The organism is Xanthomonas sp. CFBP 8152 (assembly GCF_014199025.1).
GTDB classification, from domain to species: domain Bacteria; phylum Pseudomonadota; class Gammaproteobacteria; order Xanthomonadales; family Xanthomonadaceae; genus Xanthomonas; species Xanthomonas arboricola_B.
The window spans coordinates 73514-91390 of record NZ_JACHNO010000003.1 but is presented as its reverse complement, the minus strand read 5'-3'; the positions used below and the strand labels follow the sequence as shown (position 1 = coordinate 91390).

Annotated in this window: 20 protein-coding genes and 1 tRNA gene; 13 read left to right on the top strand and 8 right to left on the bottom strand. The window is 67.0% G+C overall.

From position 1 onward, the window contains the following. Positions 1-78: 78 nt before the first annotated feature. Both FHT09_RS12180 and FHT09_RS12175 read right to left on the bottom strand, forming a co-directional pair. Positions 79-858, bottom strand: a complete 780-nt coding sequence (locus FHT09_RS12180; RefSeq protein WP_104605829.1) for a M90 family metallopeptidase — start codon at positions 856-858, stop codon at positions 79-81. Between the two features lie 8 nt (positions 859-866). Then, entirely contained in the window at positions 867-1181 is a 315-nt protein-coding gene (locus FHT09_RS12175) for a hypothetical protein (RefSeq protein WP_104537686.1), read from the bottom strand. Positions 1182-1221: 40 nt separating this feature from the next. On the opposite strand from FHT09_RS12175, the gene birA reads away from it, so the two are divergent. From birA to FHT09_RS12155, 4 genes are all read left to right on the top strand, one after another. Beyond that, positions 1222-2235 (top strand): bifunctional biotin--[acetyl-CoA-carboxylase] ligase/biotin operon repressor BirA, encoded by a 1014-nt coding sequence (gene birA, locus FHT09_RS12170; RefSeq protein WP_308686683.1) that lies wholly within the window; start codon positions 1222-1224, stop codon positions 2233-2235. Next, positions 2232-2960, top strand: coding sequence for a type III pantothenate kinase (locus FHT09_RS12165; protein WP_104605827.1), 729 nt, complete (start codon positions 2232-2234; stop codon positions 2958-2960). The genes birA and FHT09_RS12165 overlap by 4 nt, the downstream gene beginning before the upstream one ends. A 150-nt stretch (positions 2961-3110) precedes the next feature. Beyond that, on the top strand, positions 3111-3986 hold the full coding sequence (locus FHT09_RS12160) for an SPOR domain-containing protein (RefSeq protein WP_104605826.1): 876 nt from the start codon (positions 3111-3113) through the stop codon (positions 3984-3986). Between the two features lie 32 nt (positions 3987-4018). After that, a tRNA-Thr gene (locus FHT09_RS12155) sits at positions 4019-4094 on the top strand. Between the two features lie 180 nt (positions 4095-4274). On the opposite strand, the gene tmk is transcribed toward FHT09_RS12155, so the two are convergent. The 5 genes from tmk to FHT09_RS12130 form a co-directional block, all read right to left on the bottom strand. Next, positions 4275-4958, bottom strand: a complete 684-nt coding sequence (tmk, locus tag FHT09_RS12150; RefSeq protein ID WP_104605825.1) for a dTMP kinase — start codon at positions 4956-4958, stop codon at positions 4275-4277. Positions 4959-5475: 517 nt separating this feature from the next. Then, the gene (locus tag FHT09_RS12145) at positions 5476-6018 is read right to left on the bottom strand and encodes a GTPase (protein WP_104537691.1); all 543 of its coding nucleotides are present in this window, start codon (positions 6016-6018) and stop codon (positions 5476-5478) included. Continuing rightward, positions 6015-6932, bottom strand: a complete 918-nt coding sequence (locus FHT09_RS12140) for a hypothetical protein (protein ID WP_104605824.1) — start codon at positions 6930-6932, stop codon at positions 6015-6017. The genes FHT09_RS12145 and FHT09_RS12140 overlap by 4 nt, the downstream gene beginning before the upstream one ends. A 94-nt stretch (positions 6933-7026) precedes the next feature. After that, entirely contained in the window at positions 7027-7386 is a 360-nt protein-coding gene (locus tag FHT09_RS12135; protein ID WP_016904518.1) for a hypothetical protein, read from the bottom strand. A gap of 63 nt (positions 7387-7449) precedes the next feature. Next, positions 7450-7902 (bottom strand): roadblock/LC7 domain-containing protein, encoded by a 453-nt coding sequence (locus tag FHT09_RS12130; protein WP_104605823.1) that lies wholly within the window; start codon positions 7900-7902, stop codon positions 7450-7452. A gap of 478 nt (positions 7903-8380) precedes the next feature. Here FHT09_RS12130 and rocF point away from each other — a divergent pair, with 478 nt between their 5' ends. The 7 genes from rocF (at position 8381) to FHT09_RS12095 (ending at position 15207) form a co-directional block, all read left to right on the top strand. After that, positions 8381-9304, top strand: a complete 924-nt coding sequence (gene rocF / locus FHT09_RS12125; protein ID WP_104605866.1) for an arginase — start codon at positions 8381-8383, stop codon at positions 9302-9304. A gap of 109 nt (positions 9305-9413) precedes the next feature. Further along, positions 9414-9566 (top strand): entericidin A/B family lipoprotein, encoded by a 153-nt coding sequence (locus tag FHT09_RS12120; protein WP_006451340.1) that lies wholly within the window; start codon positions 9414-9416, stop codon positions 9564-9566. 82 nt (positions 9567-9648) lie between these two features. Further along, positions 9649-9783 (top strand): entericidin A/B family lipoprotein, encoded by a 135-nt coding sequence (locus tag FHT09_RS12115; RefSeq protein ID WP_016904515.1) that lies wholly within the window; start codon positions 9649-9651, stop codon positions 9781-9783. Between the two features lie 249 nt (positions 9784-10032). Then, positions 10033-10242: a CsbD family protein gene (locus tag FHT09_RS12110; protein WP_104537694.1), complete on the top strand. Its 210-nt coding sequence runs from the start codon at positions 10033-10035 to the stop codon at positions 10240-10242. A 181-nt stretch (positions 10243-10423) separates the two neighbouring features. Continuing rightward, on the top strand, positions 10424-11713 hold the full coding sequence (locus FHT09_RS12105; protein WP_104605822.1) for a tryptophan--tRNA ligase: 1290 nt from the start codon (positions 10424-10426) through the stop codon (positions 11711-11713). A gap of 59 nt (positions 11714-11772) precedes the next feature. Next, positions 11773-12717: an MBL fold metallo-hydrolase gene (locus tag FHT09_RS12100; protein WP_104605821.1), complete on the top strand. Its 945-nt coding sequence runs from the start codon at positions 11773-11775 to the stop codon at positions 12715-12717. Positions 12718-13512: 795 nt separating this feature from the next. After that, positions 13513-15207, top strand: coding sequence for a M28 family metallopeptidase (locus FHT09_RS12095; protein ID WP_181141288.1), 1695 nt, complete (start codon positions 13513-13515; stop codon positions 15205-15207). A gap of 125 nt (positions 15208-15332) precedes the next feature. Here FHT09_RS12095 and FHT09_RS12090 read toward each other — a convergent pair whose 3' ends face one another. Continuing rightward, entirely contained in the window at positions 15333-15749 is a 417-nt protein-coding gene (locus FHT09_RS12090) for a Rap1a/Tai family immunity protein (RefSeq protein ID WP_104605819.1), read from the bottom strand. A gap of 85 nt (positions 15750-15834) precedes the next feature. Here FHT09_RS12090 and yedA point away from each other — a divergent pair, with 85 nt between their 5' ends. Continuing rightward, the gene (yedA, locus tag FHT09_RS12085) at positions 15835-16731 is read left to right on the top strand and encodes a drug/metabolite exporter YedA (RefSeq protein ID WP_104605818.1); all 897 of its coding nucleotides are present in this window, start codon (positions 15835-15837) and stop codon (positions 16729-16731) included. Beyond that, positions 16728-17639: an EamA family transporter RarD gene (rarD, locus tag FHT09_RS12080; protein WP_104605817.1), complete on the top strand. Its 912-nt coding sequence runs from the start codon at positions 16728-16730 to the stop codon at positions 17637-17639. Before yedA ends, rarD begins: the two co-directional genes overlap by 4 nt. Positions 17640-17877 lie beyond the last annotated feature (238 nt).

The window sequence follows — 17877 nt, the reverse complement described above, 5'->3', positions numbered from 1 at the left end:
ATCGCGCATTGTGGTGGTCAGTCGGTTGGAACGCATGCGATTGATGCGGGCTAGAGCATTGCATGACGACAGCCCAAGTCATGCAGGCGTGTCACCACACCAACAGCGCTGCGCTGACGATGCAAACGGCGAAGGTCCATAAAAACGCGTCAGCTGCGCAGCGACATCCGGCATGACGCGCGCCAGCAGCTGCGGCGCGGAGAAGTGGTATTCGCTCACCACCGCGAAGAACTCTTCCGGCGCTTCGGCGGCATACGGGTCGATCTCGGTGTCTTCGCCTGCATCGACGCGTTGGCAGAACGTATCGAAGGCGCGCTGGAAATCGCGTGCCCAGGCGCGTTGCGCATCGCGCGGCAGCGGCGGGGTGCCGTCGAGGGCGCCATCCAGCGCATCGAGCTTGTGCGCCATCTCATGCACGATCACGTTGAAGCCGGCCTGCGGGTCGTCCAGGTCGGCCTGCACATCGGCCCAGCTGACGATCAGCGGGCCTTGCTCCCAGGCCTCGCCGATCAGGGTGTCGTCCCAGGCATGCATCACCCCGGCCGCATCCATGTGCGTGCGCTGCACGCGGAACGCGTCCGGGTAGACGATCAGCTGCGACCAGCCACGCCAGCCGGCCGCGCCGATGGTCAGCAGCGGCAGGCAACACATGGCCGCCAGCAGGACGTGATCGTGCGGTTGCAGCCGCAGCCCGTCGAGCGGAGAAATGGTCTTTTGCTGCAGGAACTGCGCGGTCAAGGCGCGCAGACGGTGCTGGCGGGACGGGTCGAGCGCAGCGACCCAGGCACAGCGGCGGCTGACCGGCAGCCATAACGCATCGGGAACATCGGGGGGCGGCCGGCGTAGCCGGCGCAACAACCACTGGATCAGCGGAACATGCCCGGCAGGAAGCTATGCCAGCGCGGCATCATGCGCATGCGTGGGAACAGGCCGTCGCCGTCGCTGCCACCGCCGCCGGTGGCCGGCGCGGGCTTGTGCGCGGGCGCGCGCGACGCGGTTGCTGGCTCGCCGTTGGGGGTTCTGCCGCGGGCCGCCGAGTTGCTGCTGACGCAGCTCTCATGATCGCCATCGGCCAGCTGGTCCGATGCCAGCGCGGCAAGCGGAGCCAACAACAGAAGCAGGCAAACCGTGATTCGGCGCATCGTCCACATCCAGGGCAAGCGGCGTGAGTCGCCGATCATAACGTGCTTTTCACTCCCTCACGCAAGCCAGGGTGGGCGGGTGCGGACGCTTGGCGCATACTTTCACGGATCGATTTGGGGACTTGCCGTGGATGACCGCGCCTTGCTGGCCAAACTTGCGAGCGGCCGGCTATCCGGCGATGCGCTGGCGCGCGATGCCGGGCTGACCCGTGCGGCGGTGTGGAAGCGCATCCAGAATCTGCGCGCGGCCGGAGTCGACATCGACGGGCGGGCCGGGGACGGCTACCGCCTGGCGGCGCCGCTGGACCTGCTGGACGACGCGCGCATTCGTGCGGCGATGTCGGCCGATGCGCTGGCAGGCCTGGCTGCGCTGGAGATCGCCTGGACGCTGGAATCCACCAACACCAGCTTGCTGGCGCGCCCGGCGCCGGAGCGGGGCGTGGCGGTGCTGCTGGCCGAGCGGCAGACCGGCGGGCGCGGCCGGCGCGGGCGCCAATGGACCTCGCCGCTGGGTGCGCACATCTATCTGTCGGCCTCGCGCCGTTTCAGCGGTGGACTGGGCCAGTTGGCCGGGCTCAGCCTGGCCGTGGGTGTGGCGGTGGCCGAAGCGTTGCGTGGTTGCGGTTTTACCGATGTCGGGCTGAAGTGGCCCAACGATCTGCTGGCGCGCCAGCGCAAGCTGGGCGGCCTGCTGATCGAAGGCGGCGGCGAAATGGCCGGCAACGCGCGCGCGGTGATCGGGCTGGGTTTGAACGTACATATGCCAGCTGCGGCCGCCGCTGCGATCGATCAACCATGGGTGGATCTGGACACGCTGGCCGGCCGCACGGTATCGCGCGAGACCGTGGTGGCTGCGGTGTTGTCCGCGCTGCTGCCGGCGCTGGAGTTGTTCGAGGCGCAGGGGCTGGCCCCGTTCCTGAGCCGCTATGCGGCATTGGACGTGTTGAGCGGGCGCGCAGTGCAGGTCGAAGAGGCCGGCACCCGGCATCGCGGCATTGCGCTTGGCCTGGCTGCCGACGGTGCGTTGCGGGTGCAACTGGGCCAGACGGTGCGGCTGTTCCACTCCGGAGAAGTGAGCGTGAGACCTGCATGAGCGAGTGGCTGTTCGACCTGGGGAATTCGCGGTTCAAGTACGCACCGCTGCAGGGCGGCCGCGCCGGCGATGTGCAGGCCTGGCCGCACGGTGCCGAGGCGATGGATGCGGCCGCGTTGTCGGCCTTGCCCACCGGGCGTATTGCGCATGTGGCCAGCGTGGCTGCGCCGGCATTGACGCAGCGCATGCTCGGCTGCCTGCGCGAGCGCTTCCAACAGGTGCGCATCGTGCGGACCGCGGCCGAATGCGCCGGCATCCGCATCGCCTACGCAGACCCGAGCCGCTTCGGGGTGGATCGCTTCCTGGCGCTGCTGGGCGCGCGCGGCGACGCACCGGTGCTGGTGGCCGGCGTGGGCACCGCGTTGACCATCGACGTACTCGGCGCCGATGGACGGCACCACGGCGGACGTATTGCCGCCTCGCCGACCACCATGCGCGAAGCGCTGCATGCGCGTGCGGTGCAGTTGCCGGCCAGTGGCGGGGCCTATGTCGAGCTGGCCGACGACACCGACGACGCACTGACTTCCGGCTGCGATGGCGCCGCAGTGGCGCTGATCGAGCGCAGCCTGCAGCATGCGCAACGCAGCCTGGGGGTGCCGGTGCAGCTGCTGGTGCACGGGGGCGGCGCGCCGCCGTTGTTGCCGTTGTTGCCCGGTGCCAGTTTCCGCGCGGCGCTGGTGCTGGATGGGCTGGCGACCTGGGCGAGGTCTGCGCTGGCGCCTTGAATGGCGAGCTACGCAATTGCTAAGAGCACGCGGCGGGCGCGGCCGTGAGGCCGAACCGGTGGTACTCGTACACTGCGCCAGCGTCTGGCGTCGGCAGCAAGTCGACGAGCCCTCGCCCATTGTCACTGACCCCCTCTTAGAATCCATTGCATGTACGTACGCGCATTCATCGTTGTCCTGATCGTCCTCAATGCCGGTGTGGCGTTGTGGTGGGCGTTGCAACCGGCACCGATAGCAGTGGCTGCACCGCCGCAGCCGGCCGGTGTGGCGCGCTTGGAAGTGCTGCCGAGCACTGCGACAGCAACGAGGCCCGCAGCGGCAGGCGAGGCAGGCACGACCCCGGCAGCTTCGGACGCCACGCCGACCGCACCATCGGATGCACCGGTATCGACATCGACATCGACGGCACCAGCGGCAGCGTCTTCGTCGCCAGCTGCGGCCGCCGCGAAGCGGACCGATACGCTGCAGTCATCGGCACAGGTTCCAGCGCCAGCCAAGGTCGCTCCAACACCGAACGAGGTTGCAGCAGCTGCGATCAAGCCATCGCCAGCGGTACCTACCCCGGCCGCTGCGCCCGAGCGCTGTGCCAGCCTGGGGCCGTACGCGGCGCGCGCCGAAGCCTATGCCGCGCTGGCGCGCCTGCGTGGTCAGGCCACGCGCACCAGCGTGCGCGAGGACAAGGACGCCGGGATCAGTACGTTCCGGGTGATGCTGCCCAATGTCGGCGATCGTGCAGCGGCGCAGGCCTTGGTCAAGCGCATCGCCGCCGCCGGCATGGGCGACTACTACGTGATTGCCCAGGGTGAGAACAACACCATCGCGCTGGGGCAGTACCAGAGTCGCGAGCGTGCCGAGCGACGTCAGGCCAGCCTGGTCGGCGCGGGGTTCCCGGCGCAATTGCTGCCCAGCGGCTCCGGGCAATCGCGCTGGTGGATCGATGTGCGCAGCGCGGCCGCGATCGGCACATTGCAGGGCACCGCGGGCGCGGCGCGTCAGCGGTCGCTAGATTGCGCCGCGCTGCGCTAGAATGCGCACCGGCGCGCAACGCGCCTGCCTTTGCCGGCATAGCTCAGTTGGTAGAGCAACCGCCTTGTAAGCGGTAGGTCCCCAGTTCGAATCCGGGTGCCGGCACCACGAAGGTCTGCGTCCCATCCCGGAATGTCCGGGTAGCTCGGTACCGGCTGCGCTATTGGGTTAGCGTCCCCAGAACGCCTCCGTTTTCCCGGGTTCGATTGGTCGAGAACAGGCATCTGCTCGCAGCACGCGAATTGCTTGCGCCAGGTGCTGTTGCCTGCGCACAGTACGCGCAGCAACTCAGGCCGGGCGACCGGCCGATAGCAGTTTCAGTGCGGCCTTGTCGGCGTCGGCATGGTTGGCCTGGCCGCGCAGGCGTTCGGCCAGCGCTGCAACGACGATGGCGTGGGCCTGGCGAAGCACGCTGTCCGCATCGGCGCTGGCATCCACGACGTGCTTCCCCGGCAACTGCAACTGCGCAAAGATGCTGCGGCAGCGTTCCAGGTTGTCCTGGGTTTCGAAGTGATTGGGTGCATCGCCGCGGGCGCGGATACGCGCCAGGCCGCTGGGCGGGGGCAGGTCGAGCAGCAGCAGCACGTCCGGGCGCGGCGCGAAGGCGTTGCGCTCCAGCAGATCGTCCAGCGGCAGGCCGGCGGCGCCTTGGTAGGCGATCATTGAGGGGAAGTAGCGGTCCAGGATCACGATGTCGCCGCGTGCCAGCGCCGGTGCGATCAGGGTATCCACGTGCTCGTGACGGTCGCGGATCAGCAGCTCGGCTTCTTCGTCCGCGCTGAGGCGGCCGGTGGCGGCGGACTGGCGCAGCTGGGTGCCCCACGGGCCATTAGTCGGTTCCTTGCTCAGCACCACGCGCGCGCCGGCCGCTTCCAGCGTGGTGGCCAGGCTGCGGGCGAGGGTGGTCTTGCCGGCGCCGTCGATACCTTCGATCGCGATCAGCAGACCGCCGGGCTTCAGTTCGATTGTCATCGCGCTACTTTATCCGATCGTGGTGCTGGATCAGCACCTGGCATCGGCGGGGAAGCCGCCCTGCAGCGGCCGATCCCGGCGCATCGGGTCTCCGCTGCGCGTCACCGATGGCACCGCCGCTGCCGCGCGTCGATGCCTGTGCCAGACGGCTTGACGAACGGTCTGTCCAACGCATTGCCGGGCGCGCACGACAACTGCAGCACGATCGCCGATGCAGGCTGCACTGGCCGCCTACGGCCGGTGCGATTGCCCATGCCGCATGACCGGCATGTCCTGTGCGATGTCGGGAACGTCCCGATGCCCTAGTTATTGATCGCGCGCCATACTGAACAAGTCAGGCAAAGCGCTCGCATGTATGACGTTCGCGTCGCGTGTCTGGCATCAAGGAAGATGGACGCGTCGCCGCCACCCTAGAGGCGGCATCCCCCGCGTGACGCCCTTTTCAGGCACCGTCGTGACCGGATTCCTTGTTTTTCTCGCTCGCCGACCACGTCGGCAATGCCACGTACGCGCCCGATCAGCTGGTCGCCGAGGTGTAACGATAGGACAGCAGCGACTTCACCAGGAACGTGATCTGGGTGGCCGAGCGTGCATCCACGCGCATGACCGGGATGCGGAAGCCTTCGGCCACCAGGGCGTCGCGGAACGGCGGCAGCAGGAAGTCCTGCATGTCGTCGGTCATGGTGATGCCCACTGCCAGGCTTGCCGCAGGTGCGATCTGCGAAAACTCGCGCAGCAATGCCAGGGTGGCTTCGCGCATCTGCGGATCGCGCGCGCTGACCAGCACGATCACGCCCAACGCGCCGTCGCACACCAGCGGCCACATGAAATCCAGGTACTTCTGCCCGGGCACGCCGTAGACGTGCAGCAACTCGCCGTCCTCCAGTTCGATCGAGCTGTAGTCCAGCGCGACCGTGGTGTAGGTCTTGTCGCCGTAGGCATCCTGGCTGAGCGGCATCTCGGTGCTGACCGGCTCCACGTCCGAGATGGCGCGTACGGCGGTGGTCTTGCCGGCGCCCATGCCGCCAACGAACACCAGTTTGTTGGCCGGAACACTCATGACTGCGCCTGAAAGAGAGAGAGGCCAAAGCGACGTGCGACCCAGGAGAAAAACCGGGAATTGCTGCTGTCCGGACGGGGCTGCGTTGCAGGCACGGCAATCTCCGCAATCTGGGCAAGGCCGCTGGCGAGTGCAGCGGCGAACAGGCATTCCACCGTTTGCAGCGGTAGCTTGCAAGCCTTGGCCAGCGCCTGCGGGCGCCACGGGCGCGCATGCAGGTGGGCAATGGCAAGCAGTTGCGCCGGCGAACTGGTCTCGGCGCTCAGCTCCGGCCATTGCCGCAACTGCAGCGCATGGCTGGGTTCGACCGCCGGCAGCGCGGGGCGCAGGTGATCGGGCAGGGCGAAATACAGCGCTTCGAACGAAATACGTTGGCTCAGTGCGCTGTCGGCGGCGTCCGGTGCAACCTGCCAACCGGGGCGATCCAGGGCCGCGAGCAGCTCGGACAAGGCAATGCCGGCGGGAAGCTGCACGCAGCCGTTGGCCGGGTCCACGCGCACCTGCAAATGCCCGTTGCGTAGCAGCACCGCAGCGGTGCCGAATTCGCCGCGGCAATGGCGGATCAGCAGGGCCGGCTCGGCAACCTGCGCGTGCGCGGAGGAGGACAGCAGCACGCGCATCTGCTCGTTGAGTTCGCGCACGGTGGCACCGTGCTTGAGCCAGGCGCCGCCGACCGGTGCTCGCGACACCACCAGCACCCGCAGGGGTTGCCCTTGCAAGGCCTGCCAGGCGGCCAGCCCGTCGGCGCTTTCCAGCCCCAGCACCACCACGTCGGCGGCGTGGTGCGGCCATTGTCCCAACTGCACGTCGATGCGCTCGGCCAGCAGCAACGAGCACGCCAGTTTCAGGCGCGTGGTGTGCAGCAGGTCCAGGCCGGCCGTGGCGACCCGCATGGTGTGAATGGGTGAGGTCATGACATGGCGCCGCGTCGGCGCGGAGAAAGTGCGGTGCCTGCCGATGCGGACCGGCAGGCCGGGCAGGCGACGCGCGTGCGCCGCCTAGTGGGCATCAACCGAAATCCAGGGTCTTCTCGAACGCCTTGAGTTCGTGACGGGCCATGGCCAGATTGGCCTTGGCGCGATCCAGTACGACATACAGGAACAACGTGCCGTTGCTCTCCAGCGGGCGCAGCAGGTGGTACTGGCGTGCCAGGGTGATCAGGATGTCTTCGATGGTGTCGTTGAGGCCGAGCTGCTCGGCGATACGGCGCTTGGCACGCACCACTTCGGTATTGCCGGCCGCGGCAAGTTCCAGGTTGAGATCGGTGCCGCCGGTCATGCCCAGCGCCATGCCGCTGTCGCTATCGACCAGGGCAGCACCGACGAAGCCGGCGATCGAATGCAGGTGTTCCAGATTGAGTTTTGACACGGGTCGTCCTTACGAGCGGTGAGAAATCAGTGCACTGGCGCAAGCACGAACAGTGCCAAGCGCTCAGTTCGTCGGCTGCGCCAGCGCTGTCGCCAGGCGGCCGGCGCAGTCGCGCGCATTGAACAGCAGCGCCGCGGCGTTGAGGTCGCTGCCGCCCACCGCAGTGAGCGTCAACGGTCTGTCGGCGCGAATGCGGATCAGCACCAGCTGCCCGCCACGCGTACTGACGGTGGCGTAATCGGCTTCGCTCAGACCGGATTCGCGCGCCAGGGTCTCGCCCAGGGTCAGGAACGAGTTGGCCATCGCTGCCAGACGGCGAGCATCCACGTCCAGGCTGGATTGCTCGGCGATGGCACGCCCGTCGGCAGTGGACAGCATCAACAGACGGATGCCCGGCTCGCGCTCGATGGTCTGCGCAAACTCGCGCCCGATGCGCAGCAGATCGTAGTGATGCGACGCCCGCGCGACCTCGCCCACGGCAGCCTTGACGACCTGGTTGACGGCGTTATGCGGCATGAAATCCTCCCCTTGTACGAAACCCGCTGCGCGATGAAAGACCCTGTCGATGACACCGGGACCCGCGCTGGCGGGCGAACAGTAGCATCGGCACCTTCGGCCATCGTCATAGCAGCCCCAATCTCTTAACTGTGCGGTCAGACAAGCACAGCCCGCAAAGCGCAGATACGCCACAAACTGCCCAACCACGTCACTTCGAGCAGCCATCGGGAACGCGTTGGCGCCGCCAAGCGGCCGCGGCCGGTACCTGGTAGCGCCACGGCGGACTGCATCGCACCCTGCACTGCGGCGTTGCGCCTGCCGTCCGTGCCGGTCCGACGTTTGCCCGCCACGCAGTATCGGCCGCACTTTGGATTGCTGCAGTGGCAGATGCGATTGCGTGATCGGTGACGCACGCCGGGCGCCGTGCTGCGCTGCCGCGCGTCAGTGCGCGAGCCGGCGACTAGACTTCAGCGCTTTCTCGATGCTGGAGCAATGCATGGCGACGCAGTACCTGCCGATTTCCCTGATTGGCGTTCCCACCGACATCGGTGCCGGCCACCGTGGTGCGCGGATGGGGCCAGAGGCGTTGCGCATCGCCGGGCTGCAGGAGGCCTTGATCGGCCGCGGCGTGGAGGTGCGCGATCTGGGCAATCTGGATGGCCCGCGCAATCCCTGGCAGGCCCCGCAGGCCGGCTACCGCCATCTGGACGAGGTGGTGGCCTGGAACCAGGCGCTGATGGAGGCCAGCTATGCGCAGCTGCGCGCCGGCCGCATGCCGATCATGCTCGGTGGCGACCACTGCCTGGGCATCGGCTCGATCACCGCCGTGGCCAACTATTGCCGCGAGCAGCAACGCCCGCTGCGGGTGCTGTGGCTGGATGCGCACTCGGACTTCAATACCAGCGAGGTGACGCCGTCGGGCAATGTGCACGGCATGCCGGTGGCCTGCCTGTGCGGGCTGGGCCCGCAGGCGCTGACGCATCTGGGCGGCAGCGCACCGGCATTGCTGCCCGAGCAGGTGCGGCAGATCGGCATCCGCTCGGTGGACCCGGAGGAGAAGCGCCTGATCAAGCAGCACCGCATCGATGTCTACGACATGCGCTACATCGACGAGGCCGGCATGAAGCGCACCATGGAGACCGCCCTGCAGGGCATGAGCGAGGATACTCATCTGCATGTGAGCTTCGATGTGGATTTCCTGGACCCGAGCATCGCGCCGGGCGTGGGCACCACCGTGCCGGGTGGGCCCAATTACCGCGAAGCGCAGCTGGTGATGGAAATGATCGCCGACACCGGGCGCATGGGATCGCTGGACATCGTCGAGCTCAATCCGGTGCTGGACAACCGCAACGCCACCGCCGAGCTGGCGGTGGATCTGGTCGAGAGCCTGTTCGGCAAGTCGACACTGATGCGAGATTGATCGATCGCTGAACGCAGCACGCCACGTTCACATCAAATCCACGGCCGCGCAGTCAGATTTGGCGCCAGACACGGTGCGTCTGCACCGAACGCAGAACTGAGGAAGACCGATGAAGCGACTGCTGACACTGATGGTACTGGGCCTGTTTTCGGCCGGTGTGATGACTGGCTGCAATACTATGGCCGGCGCCGGCAAGGACATGCAGGGTGCAGGCGAGAAGGTCGAAAAGAAGGCCGACAATTGCAGCGACGGTAAGTGCTGATCCTTGCGTTCTGTTTGAACCCTAGTTGTTTGATTTGATTGATCTGCGGCAAGCCGCCGCTTTACCCACGAAGGAGTCTGTTATGAAGCGTGCAATTGTGCTGCTGGTGCTGTCGGTGTTGTCGGTCGGTATGCTGTCGGGTTGCAACACCGTCGCAGGTGCCGGCAAGGACGTGCAGGGCGCTGGCGAGAAGGTGGAAGACGCTGCGCGCAAGTAATCTAGCGCTGCATGCAGAAAAACGGGCCGCAAGGCCCGTTTTTTTTGCCCGAGTTTTTTGCGCAAGCAGGGCTGCGCAATGACGCGCTCGGGCATGCAACGGCGCGGCCAAGGCGAAAAGCTGCGCCAAAGCGTCGGCAACCGTTCAGTGCGGTGATTACGGGTTTGACGGTTTTTGATCTACAGCGAACGGCGCCCCGGGCAACCTGCGCGCACGGTCAATCGCGACCGCATCAGCGGAGTCGACGCAATGAATACCGACATCATTTCCGGCAAGTGGACCCAGCTCAAAGGCAAGGCGCAGGCCAAGTGGGGCGACCTCACCGACGACGATTTCAAGGTTGCCGAAGGCAATGCCGAGTATCTGCAGGGCAAGCTCCAGGAGCGCTACGGTTGGGACCGCGATCGCGCCCAGAGCGAAGTGCGCGCCTTCGAAAAGTCGTTGCGCGACGACACCTGACGGTGCCGCGCAATCGCGCTTGCCCGAGGTGGTGAGCGCAACTGCACACAACGGGCCGCTCGATGCGGCCTGTTGCGCGTCTGCCGCCGATGCCGGCAGCGACAGCCGCAAGACAGCGCCGCAGCCATGCCAGGGGCACGGAACCGCTAAACTTGCGTGCTGACTCCCTGGCCTTACGCAGATGACCACTCGCGTCCTTACCGGCATCACCACCTCCGGCACCCCGCATCTGGGCAATTACGTTGGTGCGATCCGCCCGGCCATCCAGGCCAGTGCGGCTGCCGATGCGGAAAGCTTCTACTTCCTGGCCGACCTGCACAGCCTGATCAAGGCGCAGGACCCGGCGCGGACGCAGCGCTCCACGCTGGAGATCGCCGCCAGCTGGCTGGCCTGCGGCCTGGACCCGGAAACGGTGGGGTTCTATCGCCAGTCCGATGTGCCGGAGACTACCGAGTTGCTGTGGCTGCTGACCTGTGTGGCCGGCAAGGGCATCCTCAACCGCGCGCATGCCTACAAGGCGGCGGTGGACAAGAATCGCGCCGATGGCGAAGACGATGACGCGGGCGTGACCGCCGGCTTGTTCATGTATCCGGTGCTGATGGCCGCAGACATCCTGATCTTCAACGCGCACAAGGTGCCGGTGGGACGCGACCAGATCCAGCATATCGAGATGGCGCGCGATTTCGCCCAGCGCTTCAACCACGTGTATGGCCGCGACTTTTTCACCCTGCCCGAGGCGGTGATCGACGAGCAGGTCTCGACCTTGCCGGGTCTGGACGGCCGCAAGATGAGCAAGAGCTACGGCAACACGATTCCGCTGTTCGCCCCGCGCGAGGAATTGCGCAAGCTGGTGTTCTCCATCCTCACCGATTCGCGCGCGCCGGGCGAGGCCAAGGACACGCAGGGGTCGGCATTGTTCCAGCTGTACCAGGCCTTCGCCACGCCGCAGGAAACAGCGGCCTTTGCGCAGGCCTTTGCCGATGGCATCGGCTGGGGCGATGCCAAGCAACGGCTGTTCGAGCGTATCGATCAGGAAATCGCACCGCTGCGCACGCGCTATGAGGCGCTGATGGCCGAGCCGGGCAAGATCGAGGCGATTCTGCGCGCCGGTGGTGCACGTCTGCGCGCGCGCTACGCAACGCCGTTTCTGGCCGAGCTGCGGGCTGCGGTGGGTCTGCGCGACCTGTCCGGCCAGGGCGATGCGGCTGCGACGCCGGTGAGCGAGAAGAGCGCGCCTCCGGTGTTCAAGCAGTATCGCGAGAGCGACGGGCAGTTCTATTTCAAGTTGAACGATGGCGCCGGTGCCTTGCTGCTGCAGAGCGAGGGCTTCGCCTCGCCACGCGATGCGGGCCAGCTGATTGCGCGGCTGAAGCAGGCCGAGCAGGGCAGCGACCTGCAATTGCCGGGCCTGCACGCGCAGGTGGAGGCGGACGTGATCCTGGCGGCGCTGCGCGTGTTGCGCGAGGCGTAACGACACCCGTGGAGCCGGGGTGGCTAGACTGTGGCCTCTCGCATAGCCGTGGGGAAGCAATGACAACGACCGCCGATTCCAGCATCCACACCATCGACACCGGCTTTGGCGGTGTGCAGTTCGATGCGGCGTATCTGATCGTCGAGGCGCAACGTGGCGCCTTCGTCGATTGCGGTACTTCGCTGTCGGTGCCGCAGATGCTGGCCGCATTGCAGTCGGCCGGGCTGACGCCGGCGCAGGTGGACTGGCTGATCCTGACCCACGTGCATCTGGATCATGCCGGCGGAGCGGGAGCGTTGCTGCAGCACCTGCCCAATGCGCGGGTGCTGGTGCATCCGCGCGGCGCGCCGCACATGATCGATCCCACCCGGCTGATCGCCGGCGCCACGGCGGTGTACGGCGAGGCGGAAATGGCGCGCAGTTATGGCGCGATCGTGCCGGTGCCGGCCGAGCGCGTGGTGGAAGCGGCCGACGGACAGACCGTGATGCTGGGCGAGCGCGCGCTGCGCACCATCGAGACGCCGGGCCACGCACGACATCACCTGTGCGTGTGGGATGCGCGCAGCCGCAGCTGGTTCACTGGCGACACCTTCGGCCTGTCGTATCGCCAGCTCGATAGCGCGCAAGGCGCCTTCATCCTGCCGACCTCCTCGCCGGTACAGTTCGAGCCGGAGGCGATGCTGCACTCGATCGCGCGGCTGATGGAGACCGCGCCGCAGGCGATGTATCTCACCCATTACGGCCGGGTCGAATCGCCGGCACCGCTGGCGCAGGCGCTGGTCGAGCAGATCCATGCGATGACCGCCATCGCGCTGGACTGCGCGCAGCGTGCGGACCGCCATCGCTGCATGCTGGCGGCGCTGACCGACCTGTATCTGCAGCGCGCCCGCCTGCACGGCTGCCGGCTGGACGATGCGCGCGTGGCGCAGTTGCTGGGTACCGATATCGAACTCAACGCGCAGGGCCTGGCGTGCTGGCTGGATCGCGCGAAGCGTACCAATTAGCGCCAAACACCCCCCACTCGAACGCTGTAGCGGGTCGTCGCATCGTTCGGCGACAGTCAAAAGCCTAGTCCGTCGAGCGCGCGGTGCCCTCACCGCTTGCGTGACACGCCGTAAATCCGTCCGTGGAGGCGTGGTGGCGGCCTCCATGCCGCCACACGGTCCCGCAACCGGCAAGGACACCGCACCAGAGAGTTGGTCGGCTGCTTTTGAAAGCTTGTTGCTCGGCTAGCGGTAATAGCTGAGACGTTTTAAGTTGCGTGTTGAAGCCTGTCTGCTGCTCGGCTTGCGATCGGGAGATGGTGAGGCGCTAGTCGAACGAACAAGTGATCCGACCAGCGCAGGTCATGCCCCGCTTGCAACCATGCACACCGACCATCCCGACGGGTGCTTGCCCGTTCACCGTCGCGGGACCTTACGCGGCATGGATGCCGCGTAAGAGCCTACACGGACGTACTTGCGGCGTGTCCCGCGATGGTGGGCGGGCAAGGGCCTTGCAGCCAAGCCGCAGATCCGCCGCCCTGCAACCGATCTATCCGCACTGCACAGGCTCCGGAAAACAATGCCAAAACAATCGAGACCTTGAACCGTAACCGTGTTTGCGCGCGATCAGAGGCTCGATTCAAAAGCTCGGTGAGTCGAAGGCGCGATGCCATCACCACGCACGGGACAGGCCGTACACCCGCCCATTGAACTCCGTGACAGCATCCATGCAGCCCAAGGGGCCTGTTAGAAAAGAAGACATCGCGCCTGCCAACGCGGCTCAAAGCACTCCCGTGGCAGCCGCGCGCTTGTAAACTGTGTGTCATCTATCTGTTGCAAGGCCATGCCGTGAATCCGATGCGCATCCTGTTGTTGTCCGCCTGCCTGTTCGTGGGAGGCGTGGCGCAGGCCGCCAACGATCTGCCCGGTGGCGGCATCGACGCCGAAGCGTTGTCGCGGCATGTGCGCCTGCTGGCCTCGGATGAGTTCGAGGGCCGGGCGCCGGCCAGTGCCGGCGAGCAGCGCACGGTCGATTACCTGGTCGAGCAGTTCAAGGCTGCCGGCTTGCAGCCGGGCGGCGAGCAGGGCGGTTGGACCCAGGCGGTGCCGTTGGTACGCGCCCAGGTCGATGGCCCGGTGCGCGCCAACCTGGGTGTCGGCGGCAAGACCCAGGCGCTGGTCAATGGCACCGATGTGACCCTGCAGAGCCTGCGTCCGCAGGACGCGGTGCGCTTGAAGAATGCACCGCTGGTGTTCGTGGGCTACGGCATCAGCGCGCCGGAGCGGCAATGGGACGACTACAAGGGCGTGGACCTGCGCGGCAAGATCGCGGTGGTGCTGATCAACGATGCCGACTTCGAATCCAGTCAGCCTGGCGCCTTCGACGGCAAGGCGGTGACCTATTACGGCCGCTGGACCTACAAGTACGAAGAGGCGGCGCGTCGCGGTGCCGCCGGCGTGTTGATCGTGCACGAGACCGCGCCGGCCGCGTACGGCTGGGCGACGGTGCAGAGTTCGGGCCTGTCGCCGTTGTTCGATATCGAACGCAGCGATGCCGATGCAAAGGCGCAGCACGTACCGGTGCGTGGCTGGATGCAGCAGACGTTGGCGGTGTCGCTGTTCCAGCGCGCCGGGCTGGATTTTGCGCAGGCCAAGCAGCGCGCGCAGCAGCGCGACTTCGCGCCGATGGTGTTGGGCGATGCGACGCTGTCGGTGGATTTCAAGCTCAAGCGCGAGCGCGTGGTCACCCATAACGTGGTGGCCAAGCTCACCGGCAGCCAGCATCCGGACGAGACGGTGATCTTTTCCGCGCACTGGGATGCGTTCGGCGTGGGCAAGGCCGATGCCGGCGGCGACACGGTGCGGCGTGGCGCGGTGGACAACGCTACCGGCGTGGCCAGCGTGCTGGAACTGGCGCGCGTGTTCGCGGCCGGCCCCAAGCCGCAGCGCACGCTGTATTTCATCGCGTTGACGGCGGAAGAGAAGGGCCTGCTTGGCGCCAACTATTACGCCGCGCATCCGCTGGCGCCGCTGGACAAGACCGTGGCGGTGCTCAACATGGAGATGTTCAGCCCCGATGGCCCCACCCGCGATATCGCCTCGTGGGGACGCGGACGGGTGTCGCTGGAAGGCGATCTGGAAACCGCGGCCAAGGCGCGCGGCCGCAGCTATTCGCCGGACCCGAATCTGGAAGCGGGCTTCTTCTACCGCGCCGACCATTTCGCCTTTGCGCGCATGGGCGTGCCGGCGATCACTGCCGGTCCCGGGCTGGACATGCTCGACGGCGGCGTGGCGGCCGGTAAGGCGCTGCGCGACAAGTATTTTGCCGAGTGCTATCACCAGCCCTGCGATCGCTGGACCCCGCAATGGGATGCCAGCGGCCACGCGGCCGACACCACCCTGGTCTACGACGTCGGCGTGGCGCTGGCCAACGGCCGGCAGTGGCCGAGCTGGCAGGACGGTTCAGAGTTCAAGGCGATCCGCGCCGGCAGTGACGCCGCGCGCAAGTAGGACCAGCGGTGTGCAAACGCCCTGGTGCTTTCGAGCCCGGGCGTCCGGCGATCGGCGAGGCGAACGTCAGTGCATCGGGCTATTGCGTGGCGGTTGGTCGAGCCGGCCTGCGGCGACCGCGCCGCCTATTTGCGGCACGGGTAGCGCTTGGCCAACGCCTGCACGATCAACGCAGGTGCGGCCTCGTCCAGGCGCGCATCGGGCAGCGCGCCGATATCGGCGATGATCGCCTGCAGATCCGGCGGGCCGCTCTTGCCGGCCGGCAGGCACCATTGCGTGCGGTAACTGCTGCTGGCGACGCCGAGCAGGTAAGCGCCGGCGCGGTTTGCCGAGAGCATGACCTTGAGTTCGGTTTGTTCGGGCGCGATCTCCGGCGCCAACGAACCGTCCAGCCCGGCCTCGAGGAGTTTGCGCCCGCTGGGTTCCCAGGGTTCGGGCACGCGTGCCAACGCATTGGCCGATAGCACGGTCAGGACGGCCAAGGTCAACCAGGGGACGCGACGCTGCATATGCACTCCGATCTGAGGATCAATGCGCACCATAGCGCGGCAGGCGCTTGAGGGCGTACGACGTTGGCGTGGGCAGGTGATCTAGAATTGAAGCTTCCGCTGCACTTGGCAATCTCCGATGTCCTCTTCACACGATGCTGCTGCGCCTGCGCGCAATGGCCTGGTCGTTGTCGCGTTGTTGCTGGTCTATGTGGTCTGGGGCTCGACCTATCTGGCGATCCGCTTTGCGTTGGAAGGCGGCGCGCTGCCGCTGACCATGGTGTCCGGGGCGCGCTTCATCGTGGCCGGCACGGTGTTGTATGCGGTGCTGCGCTGGCGCGGTGTGGCTGCGCCGACGCGCGCGCAGTGGAAGAATGTGGCGATGATGGGTGCGGCCCTGTTGCTGCTGGGCAACGGCATGGTGGTGCTGGCCGAGCGCAGCGTGTCGTCCGGCCTGGCCGCCACCTCGGTGGCATCGGTGCCGCTGTGGATGGCCTTGTTCGGCGCCCTGCGCGGGCAACATGCCAGCCGTGGCGAATGGCTGGGCATCGTGATCGGCTTTCTGGGCGTGGTCTGGCTCAACGCCGGCAGCAGCCTGACCGCCACGCCGGGCGGGCTGGTGTTGCTGCTGATCGCGCCGATCGGCTGGGCATTCGGCTCGGTCTGGTCGCGCGGGCGCGACCTGCCGTCGCCGTTCATGACTGCCGCCGGGCAGATGCTGTGCGGCGGTGTGTTGCTGGTCAGCACCGGCCTGCTGATCGGCGAGCGCCCGCACAGCCTGCCGACCTCGCAGGGGCTGCTGGCCGTGGCCTACCTGTGCGTGTTCGGCTCGATCGTGGCGTTTACCGCCTACGTGTGGCTGCTGCATCACGTGCGCCCGGCGTTGGCCGGCAGCTACGCCTACGTCAACCCGGTGATTGCGGTGGCGTTGGGCGCCTGGCTCGGGCATGAGCGTTTCAGCGCGCATGACATCGGTGCGATGGCGGTGATCCTGTCCGGCGTGCTGGTGGTGACCCTGGCCAAGGCGAGGCGATGACGGCGGTTTCGCCGATCGAGGCGCGTCGCGGGTTGTTGATCACTGCATCGTCCTTCGTGATCTGGGGACTGGTGCCGCTGTATTGGCATCTGCTCAAGGCGGTGCCGTCGCTGCAGATCATCGCGCACCGTATCGTCTGGAGCGCGCTGCTGGTGGTGGGGTGGTTGCTGGCCAGCTCGGGCCTGCGCTGGTGGCGCGAGATCGTCGCGCAGCCGCGCGCGTTGTGGATGCTGGCGGGCAGCAGCGTGGCGATCGCGTTCAACTGGGGCCTGTACATCTGGGCGATCAACGCCGGGCACGTGATCGAAGCCAGCCTGGGCTATTTCATCAATCCGCTGCTGAGCGTGTTGCTGGGCGTACTGGTGCTGAAGGAACGCCTGCAGCGCATCCAGTGGGTGGCGGTGGTGTGTGCGGCGGCGGGCGTGCTGTGGCTGACCCTCGATGCCGGTGCGCCGCCGTGGATTGCGCTGGGGCTAGCATTGTCGTTCGGCGCCTACGGCTTGCTGCGCAAGCTGGTGGCGGTGGATCCGGTGGCTGGGTTGGGTGTGGAAAGCGTGTATCTGTTGGTGCCTGCGCTGCTGCTGGCGGGCTGGGGTGAGCAGGGCCATGGCGGTGCCTTTCTGAGCGGCTGGGATCTGCGCACCGATCTGCTGCTGATCTTCGGCGGTGCGGTGACCGCGGTGCCGCTGATCGGATTTGCATATGGCGTGCGGCGGATTCCGCTGTCGCTGGTGGGCATCCTGCAGTACATCGGGCCGAGCCTGCAGTTGCTGCTGGGCGTGTGGTTCTTCCATGAGCCGTTCGATCAGGGGCGCGCGATCGGATTTGCGGCGATCTGGGTGGGGCTGTTGTTGTTCGTCGGCGATAGCGTGTGGCGGTCGCGGCGACCGGTTGCCGTGGCGCCCTAGGCATCGGTCGCGCGCAATCCGGGCGATCGCGCAGCGACTGCGTTGCGCGGCGTGCAGCAGCGCGGTTGCCTGCTTCGGCAGCCTGCCGGTGCGCCGCCCCCGTCCGGATGCAGAGCGAGCAACCAGACTCCTGCGCTCACCGCCGCGCGGGCGCAGGCACTGCCCGTATCGGTATGCCATTCGTGCAGGTCCGTTCGGAGCGCACGGTCCGCTCCTACCTGACGACTGTTGCCGACGT